This is a genomic window from Streptomyces canarius (assembly GCF_014650735.1).
GTDB lineage: Bacteria > Actinomycetota > Actinomycetes > Streptomycetales > Streptomycetaceae > Streptomyces > Streptomyces olivaceoviridis.
On sequence record NZ_BMVN01000031.1, the window covers coordinates 15,696 to 33,811 of the forward strand.

The 18,116-nt window shown below is 71.9% G+C and carries 16 protein-coding genes and 1 pseudogene; 8 read left to right on the forward strand and 9 right to left on the reverse strand.

Annotated features, from left to right (window positions below):
• Nucleotides 1–21: 21 nt before the first annotated feature.
• From IE294_RS32480 to IE294_RS32495, 4 genes are read right to left on the reverse strand one after another with little or no spacing between them, the layout of a single operon-like run.
• Nucleotides 22–1,059 (reverse strand): alcohol dehydrogenase catalytic domain-containing protein, encoded by a 1,038-nt coding sequence (locus IE294_RS32480; protein WP_189892040.1) that lies wholly within the window; start codon nt 1,057–1,059, stop codon nt 22–24.
• Nucleotides 1,056–2,234 (reverse strand): DegT/DnrJ/EryC1/StrS family aminotransferase, encoded by a 1,179-nt coding sequence (locus IE294_RS32485; protein ID WP_189892041.1) that lies wholly within the window; start codon nt 2,232–2,234, stop codon nt 1,056–1,058. Before IE294_RS32485 ends, IE294_RS32480 begins: the two co-directional genes overlap by 4 nt.
• Nucleotides 2,235–2,256: 22 nt before the next feature.
• The gene (locus tag IE294_RS32490; RefSeq protein ID WP_189892043.1) at nt 2,257–3,315 is read right to left on the reverse strand and encodes a glycosyltransferase family 4 protein; all 1,059 of its coding nucleotides are present in this window, start codon (nt 3,313–3,315) and stop codon (nt 2,257–2,259) included.
• Complete coding sequence (locus tag IE294_RS32495; protein ID WP_189892045.1) at nt 3,312–4,052, reverse strand: sugar phosphate nucleotidyltransferase; 741 nt, start codon at nt 4,050–4,052, stop codon at nt 3,312–3,314. The genes IE294_RS32490 and IE294_RS32495 overlap by 4 nt, the downstream gene beginning before the upstream one ends.
• Before the next feature lie 228 nt (nt 4,053–4,280).
• Between IE294_RS32495 and IE294_RS32500 the strand changes: the two genes are divergently transcribed.
• Genes IE294_RS32500 through IE294_RS32510 form a run of 3 tightly spaced genes read left to right on the forward strand, consistent with a single transcriptional unit; the run spans nt 4,281 to nt 6,406 of the window.
• Complete coding sequence (locus IE294_RS32500) at nt 4,281–5,210, forward strand: 3-oxoacyl-[acyl-carrier-protein] synthase III C-terminal domain-containing protein (protein WP_229917486.1); 930 nt, start codon at nt 4,281–4,283, stop codon at nt 5,208–5,210.
• 32 nt (nt 5,211–5,242) lie between these two features.
• On the forward strand, nt 5,243–5,515 hold the full coding sequence (locus IE294_RS32505; protein WP_189818320.1) for an acyl carrier protein: 273 nt from the start codon (nt 5,243–5,245) through the stop codon (nt 5,513–5,515).
• A gap of 3 nt (nt 5,516–5,518) precedes the next feature.
• The gene (locus IE294_RS32510; RefSeq protein WP_189892047.1) at nt 5,519–6,406 is read left to right on the forward strand and encodes a hypothetical protein; all 888 of its coding nucleotides are present in this window, start codon (nt 5,519–5,521) and stop codon (nt 6,404–6,406) included.
• Nucleotides 6,407–6,463: 57 nt separating this feature from the next.
• Here IE294_RS32510 and IE294_RS32515 read toward each other — a convergent pair whose 3' ends face one another.
• The 5 genes from IE294_RS32515 to IE294_RS32535 all read right to left on the reverse strand — a co-directional run bounded on the left by IE294_RS32515 (nt 6,464) and on the right by IE294_RS32535 (nt 11,774).
• Nucleotides 6,464–7,069, reverse strand: a complete 606-nt coding sequence (locus IE294_RS32515; RefSeq protein WP_189892049.1) for a response regulator transcription factor — start codon at nt 7,067–7,069, stop codon at nt 6,464–6,466.
• A 139-nt stretch (nt 7,070–7,208) separates the two neighbouring features.
• The gene (locus IE294_RS32520; protein ID WP_189892051.1) at nt 7,209–8,249 is read right to left on the reverse strand and encodes a glycosyltransferase family 4 protein; all 1,041 of its coding nucleotides are present in this window, start codon (nt 8,247–8,249) and stop codon (nt 7,209–7,211) included.
• Nucleotides 8,249–9,346 carry an NAD-dependent epimerase/dehydratase family protein gene (locus IE294_RS32525; RefSeq protein WP_229917488.1) on the reverse strand — a complete coding sequence of 366 codons (1,098 nt, stop codon included), beginning with the start codon at nt 9,344–9,346 and terminating at the stop codon, nt 8,249–8,251. The genes IE294_RS32520 and IE294_RS32525 overlap by 1 nt, the downstream gene beginning before the upstream one ends.
• Nucleotides 9,334–10,743 (reverse strand): nucleotide sugar dehydrogenase, encoded by a 1,410-nt coding sequence (locus IE294_RS32530; RefSeq protein WP_229917490.1) that lies wholly within the window; start codon nt 10,741–10,743, stop codon nt 9,334–9,336. The genes IE294_RS32525 and IE294_RS32530 overlap by 13 nt, the downstream gene beginning before the upstream one ends.
• 41 nt (nt 10,744–10,784) lie before the next feature.
• A complete protein-coding gene (locus IE294_RS32535; protein WP_189892052.1) occupies nt 10,785–11,774 on the reverse strand; it encodes a glycosyltransferase family 4 protein in 990 nt (329 codons plus the stop codon).
• Between the two features lie 372 nt (nt 11,775–12,146).
• On the opposite strand from IE294_RS32535, the pseudogene IE294_RS32540 reads away from it, so the two are divergent.
• The 5 genes and pseudogenes from IE294_RS32540 to IE294_RS32560 form a co-directional block, all read left to right on the forward strand.
• Nucleotides 12,147–12,875 (forward strand): annotated as a pseudogene (locus tag IE294_RS32540) (SDR family NAD(P)-dependent oxidoreductase); the annotation flags it as partial.
• Nucleotides 12,876–13,262: 387 nt separating this feature from the next.
• Nucleotides 13,263–14,630 (forward strand): MATE family efflux transporter, encoded by a 1,368-nt coding sequence (locus tag IE294_RS32545; RefSeq protein ID WP_229917492.1) that lies wholly within the window; start codon nt 13,263–13,265, stop codon nt 14,628–14,630.
• On the forward strand, nt 14,627–16,666 hold the full coding sequence (locus tag IE294_RS32550; RefSeq protein ID WP_189892056.1) for a condensation domain-containing protein: 2,040 nt from the start codon (nt 14,627–14,629) through the stop codon (nt 16,664–16,666). The genes IE294_RS32545 and IE294_RS32550 overlap by 4 nt, the downstream gene beginning before the upstream one ends.
• 2 nt (nt 16,667–16,668) lie before the next feature.
• Entirely contained in the window at nt 16,669–17,895 is a 1,227-nt protein-coding gene (locus tag IE294_RS32555; RefSeq protein ID WP_189892058.1) for a cytochrome P450, read from the forward strand.
• Entirely contained in the window at nt 17,892–18,104 is a 213-nt protein-coding gene (locus IE294_RS32560) for a ferredoxin (protein WP_189892060.1), read from the forward strand. Before IE294_RS32555 ends, IE294_RS32560 begins: the two co-directional genes overlap by 4 nt.
• Nucleotides 18,105–18,116 lie beyond the last annotated feature (12 nt).

Below are 18,116 nucleotides of genomic sequence, written 5' to 3' on the forward strand. Positions count from 1 at the left end.
GGACAGAGTCCACCGGGCCGTTCAGGAGGCGCACTCCAGCACCACTTTGAAGGCCCGGTGCCGGTCGAAGAGCCGGTACGCCTCGGCGGCTGCCTCCAGCGGGAGGCGGTGGGTGACGATGCCGCCGGGGTCGACGCCCGCGCGGATCACCCCGAGCACCCGGTCGCGCAGGGCGATCGGGTTGCCCACGGTGAAGCGTACCGACAGCTCGCGGGCGAAGGCCTGCCCGGTGGGGAAGGGCATCGCCGTCGAGTGGTGGGCGCCCAGCGCGACGACGGTGCCGCACGGGCCCGTGGCGTCCAGCGCGCAGGCCAGCGCGGTATCACTGCCGACGGCCTCGATCACCGCGTCGGCGCCGCGACCGCCGGTGGCCGCGCGCAGCGCCGCGGCGAAGTCCGCGGGGGCGACGGCACGCACGCCGAACTCGGCGGCCTGCTCACGTCGTCGCGCGTCGGGCTCGGCGACGACGACCTCCGCGGCCCCGGCCAGGGCGCCGCACCGTGCGGCGAGCACCCCGACGGGCCCCGCCCCCACGACGCCCAGCACGTCACCCGGCTCGCACCGGGCCGCGCGGACGCCGGCGTACGCGGTGGTGAGGACGTCACCGACGAACAGTGCCTGCTCGTCGGTCACCGAGTCCGGGGTGTGGGCGAGCACGACGTCGGCGAAGGGCACGCGGACGTACTGCGCCTGCCCGCCGTCCACCGAGGGGCCGGCCACGTCCGCATACCCGAACAGGGATCCGGCACCGCACTGGTAGTGCCGGCCGCGCAGGCAGTCGGAGCAGCGCCCGCACGCGATGACGTCGGACGCGAAGACCCTCTCGCCGACCGCGAACGGCACCTCGGGACCGGCTTCGTGGACGCGTCCGGCGAACTCGTGGCCCAGCACCGTCCCCGCCGGGAAGCCGGGCAGCTCGCCGCGGTAGGGGTGCAGGTCGGTCCCGCAGACGGCGGCGCGCGTGACGCGGACGACCGCGTCGCGGGGACCGAGCGGACGGGGCACCGGCACGTCCTGGACCTCGACCTTCCCCGGCCCCCTGTAGACCACGGCTCTCATCGCTTCACCGCCTCGGTGAGCCGCCCCGCCACGTACGCCACGTCGTCGGCGGTCATCCGTGCGTGCAAGGGCAGCGACAGCAGGGTGCCCGCCAGCGCCTCGGTCACCGGAAGCCGTTGCTCGGGCGTCGCCGGGTCGCGGCGGCCGGCGACGACGTCCCGGTAGTACGACAGCAGATGGGTGGGCGGGTAGTGCACGGACGTCTGGATCCCCGCCGCCTTGAGGAGCTCCTGCACCTTGGGGCGCGGCACCCCGGGCGGCAGTACGACCGCCATGAGGTGGTGGGCCGTGTCCGCCTGGTGCGTGGCGAACGGCACGGTCAGTCCCGGCACCCCCTGGAGCATCTCGTGGTAGCGGCGCGCCAGTTCGCGGCGGATACGGCGGTCGTCGGGGAGCCGGGCGAGCTGGACCCGGCCGATGGCGGAGGCCATCTCGGTGGGGCGGTAGTTGAGGCCGAGGCCCGGTACGTCGTAGTCGGAGGTCCCGGTGCGCATACGGTCCCAGGTGGAGCGGGTCAGGCAGTGGGCGCGCGCCGACCGGACCCGTTCCAGGACGTCGGGGTCCCGCGCCACGACCATGCCGCCCTCCCCCGTCGTCATGTTCTTGGAGGCGAAGAAGCTGAAACAGCCGATGTCGCCGATGGTGCCCAGCGCTCCGTCCGGGGTCCGGACCACGGGGGCGTGGGCCGCGTCCTCGACGACCGGGACGCCGTGTGCACGGGCGAGGTCGGTGATCTCCCGGGTCCGGGCCGGGTATCCGCCGTAGTGCATCACCACGACGGCCTTGGTCCGCTCGGTCATCAGCCGGGCCACGTCGTCCGGGGCGAGGGTGGGTTCGCCGGGCGAGAGCACATCGGCGAAGACGGGAACACCGCCCTGCAACGTGACCATGGCGGCCGAGGCGACGAAGGTGAGCGAGGGGACGATCACCTCGTCCCCCGGTCCGATGCCGAGGGCCGACAGGGCGAGGTGCAGTGCCGCGGTGCCGCTGCTCACGGCCACGGCGTCGGGAGCGTCCAGGGCGGCTGCGAACCGCCGCTCGAAGTCCCGGGTCACCGGTCCCGCGGACAGCCAGCCTGAGCTGAGCACGTCGGTGACGGCTGCGATCTCCTGCGCGCTCACCGTGTTGTCGGCCAAGTCGACCCGGTGGGGAGCTGGTGTGTCTGCGGTGGTCACGGGTCGGTTCCTCCGTTGCTGGTCAGGGAGAGGGGACGGATGACGGGTAGCCGCGCTCCACTGCGCGCACGACCTGGTCCCACGACATCTCGGCCCGCACACGGCGCAGACCGGCGGTGCCGAGGGTGCGGCGGGCGGTGCCGTCGGTCAGCAGCCTCAGCAGCGCGTCGGCGACGGCCGCCGGGCGGGCATCGGTCACGATCCCGTCCACACCGTCGCGCACCACCTCGCCGACACCGGGGAACCGGCCCGTCACCACGGGCTTGCCGCAGGCCCACGCCTCGGCGAACACGAGCGGGAACACGTCGGCGCTGGTGGGCAGGCACAGCACGGAGCAGGCGGCCAGCGCGTCGTGTTTCTCCTGGTCGGGCAGCAGGCCGACGTCGACGACACGGGCGTCGAGCGGGCCCCGGAAGGCTCGGGCCGCCTGGGCGTCGCCGACCGGGCCGGCGAAGACGAAGAGGGTGTCCGGCAGGTGTTGCCACACCCGTGGCGCGGCGTCGAGGAGCACCTGGTACCCCTTGGAGGCGATCCGCCGGCCGAGGAACAGGACGAGGTCGCCGGACAGTTCGCGCCGTGTGCGGAAGGCGTCCGGGTCCGGGGTGCCGACCAGGTCGGGCGCCTGCGGAAGGGCGCGCACACGGGTGCCGGACACGCCCATGGCCTCCAGGGCGGCCGTTTCCGCCTGCGTCAGGGTGTAGACGACCCGGGCCTCGCGGCACAGCGCCGCGCCCAGATCCCGGTCGGGCCACACGTCGGGCGTGGAGGCCGGGGTGAGGACGAACGAGGCGTTCCAGCGACGGGCCAGCTCATGGGCTTGGGCCACGGCTCGGGGAAGCGCGACGTCGTAGGCGTGCACCACGTCGGGGCGCGGCCAGGGGCGGGCGGACAGCAGCTCCGCCACGGACCGGAAGACCGGGCAGTGCGCGGTACGCAGGTCGTCGGGGGGCGGCGCGTCGGTGAGCGTGGCCACCTGGTGCCCGCGGCGCGCGAGGGCCGACGTGGTGCGCCAGGCCATCCGTTCGGCCCCTGACGTCCGGCCCTGCCCCGAGCCGCCGAAGACCGTGAGGACGCGGCTCATGCGGGACGCGCGTTCTGGACGGGGTCCGGGTCCGCCGTGACGTAGCCGCCGGGGTCGGCGAGGAACGCGCGCGCGGCGGTGTGATAGCTGCCCAGGGTTCCGATGTCGTGCCACGATCCGAGGACCCGGTGCCCCCGCACGCGTTCGCCCCGGTCGATGACCGCGCCGATCAGGGTGGGCATGTCCATGTGGTGACCGGCCGGGATGTACGCGCGTACCGCGGGGTCGATCACGTACATCCCCGACGAGAAGTCGACGTCGATGCGCGGCTTCTCCCGTATGCGCGCCACCCGGCCGTCCTCGTCCAGGTCGAGTACCCCGTAGGCGACGGGGATCTGGGTGCGGCGGACGGCCACCGTCATGATCGGCCGGTGCTGCTGGTGGGCCGCGAACAGGTCGCCGAAGTCGGTCGAGGTCAGAATGTCGCCGTTCATCACCAGGGCGGGGGACGTCCAGTCCGGCACCAGGCGGAGGGGTGCGGCGGTGCCGAGCGGAACGCGGTCCCAGCAGTAGTCGATCGCCACGCCGAACCGCTCGCCGTTGCCGAAGTCGCGTTCCACGAGTTCGCCGAAGTGCGACACGCAGAAGGTCAGCCGGTCGAATCCGGCACGGCGCAACTGCTGGGTGATGATGCCGAGGATCGAGTCGTCGCCCATCTTCATCAGGGGCTTCGGGAGGTTTCGCGTCAACGCGCCGAGACGGGAACCCTTTCCGCCCGCCATGACAATCGCATGCATGTTCGCTTCTCCGGGTGGTCGCGATTCCGGGATGCCGCCGGGCGCGCTCACTCTGCCGAATTCCCCGGTGACCCACCAACACCCGATGGTCGCCCCCTTGAGGTAACCGGATCGGCATACCTGAAAAAGGCCCGCCAAGGAGGGTCGTAGTCGGTGGGGTCGGCGGAGATATTGGTGACCGCGACAAGCGTGCCGTTCGACCACTCGCCGCCATCGGAGGTTGCCTTGGTGTCCCTTGAGGCCGTGTCGAGCCACATCCCGAGCCGGCGCGTCCGAGTCTCCGAGTACCTGCGGCGCTACGGCTTCAACGAGAAGCGCATCGACATGCACATCCGCTACTTCGGGTTCGGGGAGGTCCCGTGCGACCCCGACGAAGGACCCGTGGAACAACTCGTCGCGGCGGCGGCCGGACTGGCGCTGCGCGGCCGGGAGCACCGGGTGCGTTACGTGCTGCACGCGCGCACGATGCCGGTGACCGCCCCGTACCCGGTCAATCCGCTCCAAAGGGTGTGCGAGGAACTCGGCTTGGCGGACAGCACCGCGTTCACCCTCACCCAGCACGCCTGCGCCTCCAGCCTGCTCGCCGTCCAACTGGCCGGGCAGTTGCTCGCCGACGACGGCGACCCGGACGCCCGCGCACTCGTCCTCGCCGGGGAGAAGACGTTCACCTCCGCCGCCCAGGTCATCGCCGACACCGGAGTCATGGGCGAGGGCGCGGCGGCGATCCTGGTCGCCCCGCAGGGCGGGCGCGACCGCGTGCTCGGCTACGCCACGCACACCCTGGGCGAGTTCCACAGCGCGCCGTGGTCGGACGAGGCCACCAGCGCCCGGTTCAACCAGATCTACCCGAAGGCGCTCGCCGAGGTGATGCTCGCCGCGGTCGAGACGGCCGGCCTGACCCTGGACGACATCACCCTGGTGCTGCCGCACAACGTCAACCGGATGTCCTGGCTCGGGGTGTTGCGCCACCTCGGGATCCAGGGGAGCGGCCGGCTGTTCCTCGACAACCTGGCGACGCTCGGCCACTGCTTCGGGGCCGACGCCTTCATCAACCTCCAGTCGGCCCGCGCGCAGGGGCGCCTGCGGACGGGCGACCGCTCCATCATGACGGCCGTGGGGTTGGGAGCCACGTTCTCCGCCATGGTCCTCCAGCACTGAAAGCCACCGCACACCACCGAAGAAGGGCAGCCATGGAGACCTCGAACGTCAGCACCTCGACCCCTCAGCTGACCAGCACGGTGATCGGGACCGTCGCGCGCATGGTGTCGCGCGAGCCCCGGTCGATCTCACCGGAGACCCGGTTCCTGGACGACCTCAACTTCGACTCGACCATGGTCCTGGAACTGCTGATGAATCTGGAGACCGACCTCGACACCGAATTCGACCCGGAGACGCTGGAGCCCAGTGACTTCGACACGGTGGGCACCCTGGTCGCCTACCTGACCCGGCAGTTCGAGGCGTAGCCGGTGTACGTCGCCACACCGCCGGAGTGCGCCGGGGCACGGCCGGGCACGGAGCGGACCGCCCTGGGACTCGCCCGGGTCGAGTACCAGGAGTTCGACGGCGGCGGCGGCTTCCAGCCGCAGGACCGCATCTACTTCTCCGATCTCATGGCGGCGTACGGCCGCACCGTGCGACCGGGGTACTTCGACGGGACCCGGGTCACCTTCCGGGACATGGCCGAAGGGATGCTGCCGCGGTTGCTGCCGCACCACGACCGGTTCGACCTCGCGCTGCTCGCCTCCGTCACCTCCGACGCGGAGGCGGGCCGGCCGTTGTGCTACCTCGCCCACACCCTGTCGCACATCGGCCTGGCCTACGGGGTGGCCGACCAGGGCGCGGGCGCGGCCTTCACGGCACTGCGCATGGCGGCGACCGGCGTCCGGCAGGACGGGGCGCGCAGCGTGCTGCTGCTGCTGATGGACCAGGCCGCCGTGCCGCACGCCGACCCCGTGCCGGGGCGGCTGGCAGCGGACCGGAACGCGGTGGTGGCTCTCGTGCTGGGCACCGAGGGCGACCTCGCCTCGCTGACGCCGCACCCGGCCGTCCGCGTGGCACCGGACGGGGCCGGCGAGCGACTCCGCGGCACGCTGGCCTCCCTGCGCGCGGACGGCCGGCCCCTGACCCTGATCGCGGGGCCCGGCCTGACGCCCCATCTGCCGGACCACCCGGCGGACGAGGTGGTCACGGCACCCGGGGGCGGGCCGTGCACCGCGGCGTGGTCGCTGCTCGCGCGGGGGCTGCCTGCCTGGCGGGCGGTGGGGCGCCGGGTCGTACTGGCCGACTACGACCCGGACTTCAGCCGGCTGAGCATGTGCACGGTCGACACCGCGCGCAACGGCACCGGCCCCTGACCGCTCCGGGCCGGCCGCGGGCCACGGCGGGCACCGGACGCCGGTGGCCCGCGGCCATCACACCAGGCCGGCCTTCTGGGCGGTGACCACGGCCCCGGTCCGGTTGGGCGCGCCCAGCTTGAGCAGGATCGAGCCGACCAGGCGCTTGGCGCCGTGGATGGAGATGCCGAGCTTGCGCGCGATCTGTTTGTTGCTCAGGCCGTCGGCGAGCAGGGAGAGCGCCTCGGATTCACGCGAGGTCAAGGACACCGAACGGACCGCGGAACCCGAGATGCGCACCTTGTTCGCGGTCAGCAGGCGACGGGCGAGCGCCGGCGGCATCGGCATCTGGCCGGTGACGGTGCGCAACAGGGATTCCCCGGCCGATTGCGCCGAGAGCTTCTGGAGGGAGAGGAACCCGTCCACGGGAAGCGCGGCGAACAGTTCACCCGACCACTCATAGGGCTCGTCGCCGAGGACGAGCAGGTGGGGAAGGCGGGTGTGCGTGCCTTCGGTGCTCTCGGCCAGTACGCGCCACTCGTCGAAGGTGATGATGAGGATGTCCGGCGGGGCGTCCAGCAGGACGTCCAGGCAGCCGGGTTCGTACGTCTCGACACGCCCCACGCAGGCCAGATCCCGCAGTATCCCCTCCATGCCGATACGTATGATCTGGCTCTCGATCATGAGAGCAACGCTCCAGGTGGCGGTTGCCGTTTGGGTAGTCACAGATGTGCACCTCGCGATACCTCGTGGATTGATGGCCGCTGCGCGTGCGTGTACCGGGCATGGTCACGAGTCCCCGCGTGACCATGCGTGAGGGTCCTCAGTCCGAGTACTGCTCGATGACGTCCAGCATCGCCTTCGGCTTCTGCCAGATGTCGCGCTCCTTGTGCGCCCAGGCGGAGGCGGCCCGCCCGAGTGCCCGCGCCTCGTCGCGGTGGTCGGCGACCCAGCGCAGGTGCCGGGCGACCTCGGCCACGTCCGGGACGCCGCGCACCCCGCAGTGGCCCAGGTGCGACTCGTACACGCCCTCCCAGCGGGACGGGGCAACCGGCAGCACGAGGTCGCCCGCGTCCGCGCAGACGTCGCCCTGTCCCTCGGAGGACAGCGCGATGACGGGCAGGCCGGTGGCCATGCCCTCGACCAGGGGCAGACCGAAACCCTCACTGCCGAGCGCGAGCAGCACGTCCGCCTGCTCGTACCAGTGCAGGATGCCGCGGGTCGGCTCGTTCTCGTCCACGATGGTGACCCGGGCGTCCCGCGAGGTCAGGCCCGCGCGCCCCTCGGCACCGAACCGGGCCTTGATCACCAGCCGTGCGGCGGGGTCGTCCGCGAAGGCCAGGTTCCAGGCCGCGACGGCCTCGGAGACATGCTTGCGCGGTACCACGGTGCCGACCACGAGCGTGGTGATCCCCTCCCGCTCGGGCCGCGTGACGTACGGGTACACATCGGCGTCGACGCCGTCCGGGGTGACCTCGACGGGCACGGTGATCCCGCTGTCCCGGAACATGCGGGCCACGAACCGGGTCGGCACCATCAGGGCCCGCGCCCGGTTCAACGGACCGATCCAGCTCGCGGGCAGCCTGCTCGACTCCCACATGGTGTGCACCAGGTGCGGACGCCCGGCGAAACGGTCGAGTTCCGGGCGGACCCACGAGTTGAACACCAGCGGGCCGGGCACGAACGGCCCGGCGGCGGCCACGATGTCGAGCATCTCCGGGGAGAGGCCGGCCGGCTCCAGTTTGAACGGGATCAGGTTGACCCGGATCCCGAGCCTGCTCAGGCCGACGACGATGTACTCGGAGATGCCCGCGTACCCGTCGTGCACGTAGAACTCCCCGGCCAGGTTGACCGACTCGATCATCAGGCCGCCGCCGCGAGTCCGGTCTCGCGCACCCAGGCGACGACCTCGTCCACCATGGCCTCGATCGGTGTGTCGGCCACGAAGCCGAGCACCTCGGCGGCCTTGCGCGTGTCGGGCCTGCGGACGCGTACGTCGTCCGGGAAGGCCGGCTCGTGACGGATCGAGAACGGCACACCGGGGTTGACCCGGTCCCAGACGAGCCGGGCCAGTTCGGAGATCGTGCAGCCCTGGTTGCCCGAGAGGTTGAAATCCTCGTTCCACGCGGCCTCGGACTCCATGGCCAGGACGACGCCGCGCGCCAGGTCCCGGGCATGGGTGAACGTGCGGAACTGCCGGCCGTCGCCGAGGACACGGAACGGGTTCTCGCGGCGCAGCGCGCGTTCCACGAAGTCGGGGATGACGTGCCCGCGTACCAGGCGCTGCTGCTCCTCGGAGGAGGTACTGGTGTGGGGGGCGTGCCGTTCACCGGCGCCCACGCAGTTGAAGGGGCGGACGATGGTGTACGGCAGTCCGTACTGGGACCAGGCGGCGCGGGCGTAGTACTCGACCGCCAGCTTCTGGAAGCCGTACGCGGTGGCCGGAGGGGCGGTCTCCCGTTCGTCCCCCTCACGGAAACCGACGCCCGGGTGGCGCTCGTACACCATCGAGGAGCTGACGTAGGTGACCTTGCGGAGCCCCTCGCGGTGGCGGCTGACGCCCACCTCGGCTGCCGCGCCGGCCAGCCTGTTGTTGGTGGACAGGATGTCGTAGGCGAGGTCCTTCATGTACCGCACGCCGCCGATCAGGGCGGCGCCCGCGATGAAGTGCGCGCATCCCTCGCTGAGTTCGTACAGCAGGTCCTTGTCCGCGGCGTCGCCCACCACGCTCGTGAAGCGCTCGTGCTCGGGCAGCCCGCGGGCCGGCTGTCGGTACTTGGAGAGGTTGTCCAGGCCGACGACCGTGTACCCGCGGTCGATGAGCTCCTCGGCGATGTACCCGCCGAGAAAACCGGCCGCACCCGTCACCAGCACCTTCACGCCGTCCCCCGTCCGCCGCACCGCCGGCCGTCCCTGCTCGTCCGCTTGCTTCCGCCCGCTCGCCCCCGTCACGCCGTCCACGCCAACCGCCCTTCGCCGAAGGCGAGGTACTCCACCCCGCCGCCCAGCGAGGCGGCGTGCCGGGTGTGCAGGCCCCAGGCGTCGTACACGAGGCCCGGACTCGCCATCCTGTCGGTGACCCAGTGCAGTTCGAGTTCCGCGTACGACGCGTGATCGGTTCCGAGGATGACCAGGTTGGCGCCGTCGACGGCGTCCTTGGCCTCTGCGCACGGCCGGTACCCGAGGGCCTGCTGTCTGACGAGGGGCACCAGCGGGTCGTGCGAGCGCACGGTCATGTCTCCGTAGCGCTCCCGCAGCCGGGCCACGATCTCGACCGCCGGCGAGGACCGTTCGTCATCGGTCTCCGGGTGGCCCTTGAAGGCGACGCCGAGCAGGGCCACGACCGGGGGGACGGAACCGGTCAGGCGCGCCATGCGGTCGGTCACCCGGTCGGCGACCCGGACCGGAGTCGCACGGTGGGCTCCGGCGACGCCGTCGAGAAGCGCGGAGGCCGGTGAACCGTGGTCCGCGAAGGCCCGGGAGAGTATCGCCGTGTCCTTGGGGAGGCAGGCCCCGCCCACCGGCCCCGCACCGGGCATCGCCGCTCGGCTGTACCCGGCCACGGCGGCCTGGCGCACCTCGCGGGAACTCACGCCCACGCTTTCGCAGAGCCGGGCGATCTCGTTGGCGAAGGCGAAGACCGTGTAGCGGTAGGCGTTGCAGGCCAGCTTGGCGATCTCCGCCGTCTCCAGGTCGGACACCTCGACGATGTCCGGTGTGAGTGTGCGGAACAGGGCGGCGGCCCGCTCCCCCGCACGCCGGCTGCCGGCGCCGACGATCTGCGGCAGGCTGCGCAACTCCTGCGCGGCGATGCCCTGGACGGTGCGCTCCGGGCAGAAGGCCAGCTCGATGTCCCGGCGGGAGCGGAGTTCGCCGAGCAGCCTGCGGGAGGTGCCCACCGGCACGGTGGAGCGCAGGATCACCAGGCACCCGTCGGCCGCCTGTTCGGCCACTGCCCGGACGGCGCCTTCCACCTGGGTCAGGTCGGGGCGGCCGGACTCGTCCACGGGTGTGCCGACACACACGATGTACGTGTCGACCGTTCGGCCCGACGGCACATCGCCGGTCACGGTGAACCGGCCGCTGTCCACGGCGCCCGCGAGGTCCAGGCCGGCCTCGTGGATGTGGGGCTGTCTGCGGGCCAGTTGCTCGCGGATCGCCCGGTCGCGTTCCACTCCGACGACCGCGCGTCCCTGGGCGGCGAGGGTGACGGCGAGGGTGAGCCCGACGTAACCGAGGCCGATCACGCACACGGCGCCCGGGGCTCGGGCCGTCGTCCCCTCGGTGCCTGCGTCCCGCGCGTCCCGCGCGTTCCCCGTGTGCGGTGCGTTGCGTGTGTCTCCGCTGTCTCCGTGCATACAGGCATTGCCTTTCTGATCGGGCGGCCGACGTGCGCTGGTCACCTCACCCGGAGTCGCCGCGGCGGCCGCATGTGGGTCTCCATGACGTCGAGCAGGGCGGGGCCCTTGTTCCAGAGGTTGCGGTTGCGGTGCACCCACCGCGACGCGGCGGCCCCCATGGAGGCCGCCTCCTCGCGGTGGCGAGCCACCCAGGTCAGCTGTTCGGCGACCTTGGGCACGTCGGGGACCCCCCGTACTCCGCAGCGCCCGTAGCCCGGTTCGTCCGCCGTCTCCCAGCCGCCGGGCGGCACGGACAGCACGAGGTCGCCCGCGTCCGCGCAGACGTCGCCCTGCCCCTCGGAGGACAGCGCGATGACGGGCAGGCCGGTCGCCATGCCCTCGACCAGGGGCAGACCGAACCCCTCGCTGCCCAGCGCGAGCAGCACGTCGGCCTGTTCGTACCAGTGCAGGATGCCGCGGACCATCTCCTCGTCGTCGATCACGGTGATGCGCGGGTCGTCGGCGGTCAGGCCGTACGTCCGCGCCGTCCGGAACCGGGACTTGATGATCAGCCGGGCGTCCGGGTCGCCGTCGAAGGCCAGGTGCCACGCCTCGATGGCCTGGGCGACGTGCTTGCGCGGCAGCACGGTACCGACGACCAGAGTCGTCATGCCCTGCCGGGCGGGACGCTCGATCCACGGGTAGAGATCCGGGTCGACCCCCTCGGGGACGACCTCGACGGGGGCGGTGACGCCGCTCGACCGGCAGACGTCGGCGACGAACCGGGTGGGCACGATCACCGCTCGGGTGCGGTTCAGCCTGTCCGGCCAGTCGGCGGGCAGCCGGCTCGACTCCCACATCGTGTGGACGAAGTGCTCGGTGTCGGCGTACTGCTCCAGCTCGGGTTCGAGAGCGGCCGAGAACAGGACCGGCCCTTCCCGGTAGGGCGTGGATTTCTCCAGGAGTTCGAGGACGGCCGGGGCCAGCCCTTCCCGAAATACCTTGATGGGGAGGAGGTTGACCCGAGCGCCTTCTCTCGCCATTCCCATGGCGGCGTATTCGGCCAGACTTCCGTATCCGTCTGCGACCAGAAAGTGCGCTACGAAATTAACGGGTAAGGTAGCTGATTCCTTCACCATATGTCCGTTCTGCCCTGACATCCAGCAGCCCACATCGGCGCAGGTCCGCGGCGAGACAACGGGACGCTAAGCAACTAAAGCGAATTAGTCAACAGTAGTATCAGAGGCAGATTGCCACCACAGTACACACCTTTTCTTTGCGGAATGCACTCTTGACGCTGTTCATACAACCGCCCTACGATGAAGATCACGATCACGCGGAAGACGGCCGTATTACGACCGTTGCGGTGTGTCCGGACGAAGGCGAAATCGGGCGACCAAAGAAGGATCGGTGGAACGTTCGTGAACGGGAGAACAGCCGTCGTGACCGGGGCCGCCGGCGGAATCGGATCGGCCACAGCCCGCCGTATGGCCCGCGAGGGCGCCGCGGTCACCGTCGCCGACATCGATGTCGGCGGCGTCGAGGAACTCGCCGCGCAGATCACCGCCGAGGGCGGCAGGGCGCTGCCCGTGGCGTGCGACGTCACCGACCCGGACCAGGTCACAGCGATGGTCCGGGCCACGGCCGAGCGGTTCGACACGGTGCACATCCTGGTCAACAACGCGGGTGTGATCCGCGACAGCGCCCTGTACACCATGTCCGAACGGGCCTGGGACTCCGTCCACGCGGTGCATCTGCGAGGGGCCTTCCTGTGCGCCCGCGCCGTGCAGAAGCACATGGCACGCGCCCGCTGGGGCAGAATCCTCAACCTGTCCAGCATCTCCGCGCTGGGCAGTCACGGCCAGGCCAACTACGCAGCGGCGAAAGCCGGGTTGGAGGGTCTGACCCGCGCACTGGCCGTGGAACTCGGCCCGTTCGGCATCACGGTCAACGCCGTCGCCCCCGGGTACATCGAGACCCCGATGACCCACCGCGCCGACGGCCTCGGGGCCGTCAAGGCGGCGTCCGTCGCCGACGCCGCCCCGGTACGCCGGACCGGACGCCCGGACGACGTCGCCTCGGCGCTCGCCTTCCTCGCCGGGGACGACGCCTCGTACATCACCGGGCAGACGATCCACGTGGACGGCGGGCTGCCCATGGGCCGGCTCCAGGCCGGCGACGGACGGTGGACGCCGGGCGTGGACCCTGCCCGGGCCAAGGGACCTGAGGTGCTGGGTTGATGCATCCGCCTCCCCTTTCCTCACTTACGGTGCCACACATGTCACCGGCACCGCCGCCCTGACTTGTGAGCTGCCCGCGTGGCCATATCCGTTGTGCTACGCACCGCGCCGACGAAAGACGAGCATTCCGGACATGCGGAGGCCGCGGGGCCGCTTCGGGCCACCCGGTACGCGCAGACGGTGCTGCCGGGCTCCCCGCCGGCATCGAGGACCGTCCCGCACAGCAGTGGGCCACGCCCGGGGAGACGGCTGCGCGGACCACGAGGGCCGGACAGGCCACGAAGGAGGAGGACGCTGATGACAGGGCACAGTGACGCGAGGGGTTTACCGGACGCGCCGCCGACGCGGGTGTCGCGGAAGATCGGGCGCCTGGCCGTCCCCATGGTGCTCGGCGATCTCCTCGGCTATCTCACCATGCTGACCCTGGTCGCCATGGTCGGGCGGATGGGAGACCAGGCACTGTACGTGCGTTCGCTCTTCCTGCCGCTGGGCATGGTGTTCAGCGCGATCAACGCCGCGCTCGCGGTCAGCACCCAGGTCGCCTGCTCGCTCAGCAAGGGCCGTGAGAAGCCCGAGGACGTCTTCCCGCTCACGGTGAGCATGACGAAGGTGTGGGTGGTCCTCGGGGCGTCGCTCACCCTCGTGCTGTCGCTGGGCGCACCCGGCTTCGCCCACCTCTTCGACGTGTCCGACACGGCGCGATCGGAGTTCGTGTGGTTCCTGCGCTGGATGTCCGTCGTCAGCCTGCTCGGTTTCGGGCCCGCGCTGTGCGCGTCCGCGCTGCGTGGCTTCGGGTTCGCCCGGCAGGGACTCATGCTGACCCTGGTCAGCTCCTTCACCGAAGTCGCTCTGGTCGCCTGGCTCGGCCTGGGCACCGGCCTCGGCATCGACAGCCTGCCCGTCGCAGCCGCCGTCTGCGCCTTGGCCGGTACCTCCGCGGGCCTGTGGCTGATGCGCCGGGCGGGGCTCTGGCGGCCGGGACAACGCGCGCCCTGGCGACGCGAAGTGCTCGGCCACGTCCGGTCCGTGGGCGTTCCGGTGGGCGCGACGCTCGGCCTCATCTCCTTCTACAGCCTCGCCCTGCTCTGGGTCCTCGGGCCGTACGGCGAGGCGACCGTCGCCGGATTCTCCACCGCGTCGTCCGTGCAGAGCCTGATCCTCATGCCCGGGATCGTGCTGGGTTCGGCCACCGCGATCATCTTCAACCAGCTGCGCGGCGCGGGTGCGTACGGGTCGCTGGGGGTGACGTACCGCAGCGGCATCGTGCTGTCGTTCGCCGTCTTCGCCGCCATCGCCGTGGTGACGTTCTTCGCCCGCGACGCCATCGCCCAGGTGATGACCGGCGACACCGACGCCGCCGCGGTGGCGAGCGAGTACCTGGGCATCGTGGCCTTGACCTACGCGGTGCAGGGCCCGGTCCTGGTCGCCCTGACGCTCCTGGAACACATCGGCGGCGGGCGGCTCGCGGTCCTGCTGAACGCCGTCTACTTCGGCGGGAACGTGGTCGTGGGCGCCTGGGTCTGCGCCGCGACCGACAGCCCCCACGGCATGTACTGGACGGTGGCCGTCTTCAACGTGGTCGGCGCCAACGTCCTGGTGGCCGCGGCGGCCTTCGTCAACAAGCAGGTGCGGCAGAACACCCTGGCCGAGGCGGCACCCCTGTGAACGCCGGCGCACCCCGGCACCCCGCACCGGGAGCGGCGGCGGGCCGGGAGACCCCGACGCCGGAGCGGGCCGGCACCCGTTGGGCGCCGATGCTCTGGAGCCAGGAGCACTACTGGTTCCTCTACTTCGACGTGCCCGCCTACGGCGCCATCCGGGACTGCGTGAAGATCAGCCGTTCGTGGCGGTTCGACTCCGGCGTCCCCGACACGGCCGTCCTCGCGGCGCTCACCGCCCTGGTGGCCCGCTACGAGTCGCTGCGCAGCAACTTCCTCCTCGACGACGCCGGCACACCCGTCCAGGTGGTCCGTCCGCCCTGGCCGGTCACCTTCGACCTGCGGCTGCGGGCGAGCGCCGCGGACCTCCCCGCGGTGACCGAGCGCCTCGGCGCGCGTCCCTTCGACCCCGCCCGGGACCGGCCGGTGCGCTTCGCCCTGATCGCGGGGGACGCGGGGGACTCCTGGGTGCTGATGACGGCGATCCACTGCGTGATCGACGGGCAGAGCTGGATCGCGCTGGAGAACGCCTTCCGCTCCCTGCTCGCGGCCGGGCACGACGACGTACCGCTGCCCGAGACACGACAGCCCCGGGAACAGGCCGAGTTGGACCACTCCCCGGAGCGGGCCCGCTACCGGGAACGGGTGCGCGCCTACTGGCGCGACCGTTACCGCTCGATCCCGCAGGGCATGTTCCCCGACTACCGGCCGGCACCCGTGGGGCACTTCGCGGGCTTCACCCCGCCGAGCCCGTACGAGCGCGTGACGCTGACGTCCCGGCGGCTCGTGCACGCCGCCGAACTCGTCGCCGCGGAGCGTGGGATCGGCCCCGGCGTGGTCTACCTGACGGCGTTCGGCACCGTGCTGTCGGCGCTGTCGGGCAACGACCGGTGCGTCGTCTCCATGGACACCGCCAACCGGGCCGACCCGATGCTGTCGTCCGCCGTGGGCTGCTTCTTCCAGCCCGCGCTGGTCGTCTTCGACGTGGCTCCCCAGGACACCGCCGCGTCCCTGCTGAACAAGGTCTTCAGCGCCACTGTCATGGCCCAGCGCTATGCCCGCTACTCCTCGCTGGAGATGGCCGAGGAACGGGTTCGCGCCGGTCACGAGCGCGGCATGAACCTGCGGACCGGGGTCACCTACAACTATTTCGCCCGCAGGAGTCCGGGGGCCGGCGCCCCGGCCCCGGACGGCACGGGCGACGCCGGCAGCACCACGGACGACTTCGTCGTCGAGAAGGCCCCCATCGACTGGCAGGACAACAGCGCCGACCTGTACTTCGCCGTGGAGGCGGGCGAGGACGGCGTCACCCTGTCGATGCACGGCCATGTCTCCGTGACGGACGGCGACCGCATCGGGCAGGCCCTGCGCGGCATCGGCGCACTCATCGGCGGCTGGGCCGACGGCACCCTCCCGATGGACCTGCCGCTCGACGGCGTGCAGGACGAACTCGCGCTGCCGAGACGCCGGTTCGGGCCCGGATGGGTCCACGTGGACCACGCCTGGGCCGACACGCGGGCGTGCACCGCGCTGCTCGCCCGGCTGCCCGGCGTCGTCGAGGCCGCCGTCCTCACCGAGGGCACCGACGACGGCGGGACCCGGCTCGTCGCCTACGTGGCCGGTGACACCACGCCGGAGCGACTGCGCCACGGGCTGTCGGCCGCGCTGGTCACCCACCCGTGCCTGGTGCTGCCGCACCGGTTCGTGGTGTGCGCCGACGCGCCGGAACACAGCACACCGCGGGCCTGGGCCACGGCCGTGGTGACCGCCGAGGGCGACGGATTCCCGAGCCGTCCCGTGCCTCCGTACACCCCTGAGGAACGGGCGCTGGCGACCGCACTCGCCGCCCGGTGCCCCGCACTTACCGTCGACATGGCCACGCCGTACCTCCCGGCGGGAGGCAGGGCGGCGCTCGCCCCCTCGGTCGTCGACCACCTGGAGGACGCCGGATTCACCGGCATCATCCCGGCCGACCTGCTGGGGCCGCTGCCCCTGGGCGCCGTGGCCGCGAAACTCTCACCGACCCCCGACGCCAGGAAGTGACGATGCCCGACGCCGCCCGGCGGACCCCCGCTGCCGCCCACCCGGACCGGCAACCCCACGACCTGCCCGGCCTCCCGCTGACCCGGGAGTGCCCCTACCACCCGCCACGGGCCTACGAGGACCTGCGCGGCCGTGGCCCCGTGACGAGGATCAGGCTCTACGACGGGCGGGATGCCTGGGCGGTCACCGGCCATGCCGCGTTCCGGTCACTGCTCACCGACGAACGGCTCACCGTCGACCGCGACAAGGCGGAGTTCCCCGACCTGGTGCGCGTGCTGGCGCTCGCCCGGCCGGGGCGCCACCACGCGATGCGAGCGCTGCTGCGCACCGACCCGCCCCTGCACACCGAGCAGCGCCGCGCCATGCTCCCCAGCCTCGCACTCAAACGCGTCCAGAGCCGACGGCCGGCACTCCAAGCAGCCGCGAACCGGCTCCTGGACGGCCTCGCGGCGCGGCCACGCACGGAACCCGCCGAGCTGATCAGCGCCTACGTCCGGCCCCTGGTCGCCACCGGAATGACCGAGATCCTCGGCCTGCACGGGCCCGACGGCAGCGCACTGCACGACCTCCTGCACCGCCACTTCGACCTCGTACCGCCCCTCGACGACTTCCTGCGCTCCCTCCTCGCGCGCATGCCGGACCGGCCCGGCGGCGACGGCCTCCTCGACGACCTCGCCGCCCAGGTGCGGGACGGACGGCTGACGACCGAGCAGTTCGTGCACTACGGCACGGTCCTCGTCGTCGCGGGGCAGGACGTCACCATCAGCACCATCGCCCTCGCCGTGCTGACCCTGCTCGTCCACGGGGACGAACTCGACCGGCTGCGTGCGGGCGAGGTGCCCTGGTCACGCGCGGTCGAGGAACTGCTGCGCTTCCTGTCCGTCACCAGTGGTCTGGTCCGTGTCGCCATCGCCGACATCGAGACGTCGGGCGTCGTCATCCGAGCCGGCGACGGCGTGGTGCTCCTCAACCCCGCCGCCAACCGCGACCCCGGCGTTTTCGAGGATGCCGACCGGCTCGACCTGCGGCGGCGCCACGGCAACCACGTGTCGTTCGGCTTCGGTGTCCACCAGTGCATCGGCCAGAACCTGGCCCGCCTGGACGTCGAGGTCGCCCTCAGCAGGCTCTTCGAGCGCTTCCCGAGGCTGCGGCTCGCCGCCCCGGTGGACGAGGTGCCGGTCCGTCAGGGCCTGGTCTTCGGCCTCGGCGCCCTTCCGGTGCGGTGGTGAGGACCACGGTGCGCATCACGGCGGACCGCTCGCGCTGCGTGGGTTCGGGCAACTGCGTCCGCACCGCACCGGGCGTCTTCGACCAGGCGGACGACGGCCTGGTACGTCTGGTCGGCGGCACCCTGTCCGGCGAGGACGCGCGGAACGCCGCCGAGGCCGTCTCGCTGTGTCCCGCGGCGGCCATCTCCCTGGCAGCCCAGGAGGATTGACGTGGGCCGCGC

Bases quoted from the DNA above. Each gene is read 5' to 3' on its own strand.
- IE294_RS32480 (WP_189892040.1), bottom strand. From the start codon at position 1,059: ATGAGAGCCGTGGTCTACAGGGGGCCGGGGAAGGTCGAGGTCCAGGAC.
- IE294_RS32520 (WP_189892051.1), bottom strand. From the start codon at position 8,249: ATGATCGAGTCGGTCAACCTGGCCGGGGAGTTCTACGTGCACGACGGG.
- IE294_RS32555 (WP_189892058.1), top strand. From the start codon at position 16,669: ATGCCCGACGCCGCCCGGCGGACCCCCGCTGCCGCCCACCCGGACCGG.
- IE294_RS32530 (WP_229917490.1), bottom strand. From the start codon at position 10,743: ATGCACGGAGACAGCGGAGACACACGCAACGCACCGCACACGGGGAAC.
- IE294_RS32515 (WP_189892049.1), bottom strand. From the start codon at position 7,069: ATGATCGAGAGCCAGATCATACGTATCGGCATGGAGGGGATACTGCGG.
- IE294_RS32545 (WP_229917492.1), top strand. From the start codon at position 13,263: ATGACAGGGCACAGTGACGCGAGGGGTTTACCGGACGCGCCGCCGACG.
- IE294_RS32490 (WP_189892043.1), bottom strand. From the start codon at position 3,315: ATGAGCCGCGTCCTCACGGTCTTCGGCGGCTCGGGGCAGGGCCGGACG.
- IE294_RS32495 (WP_189892045.1), bottom strand. From the start codon at position 4,052: ATGCATGCGATTGTCATGGCGGGCGGAAAGGGTTCCCGTCTCGGCGCG.
- IE294_RS32505 (WP_189818320.1), top strand. From the start codon at position 5,243: ATGGAGACCTCGAACGTCAGCACCTCGACCCCTCAGCTGACCAGCACG.
- IE294_RS32535 (WP_189892052.1), bottom strand. From the start codon at position 11,774: ATGGGAATGGCGAGAGAAGGCGCTCGGGTCAACCTCCTCCCCATCAAG.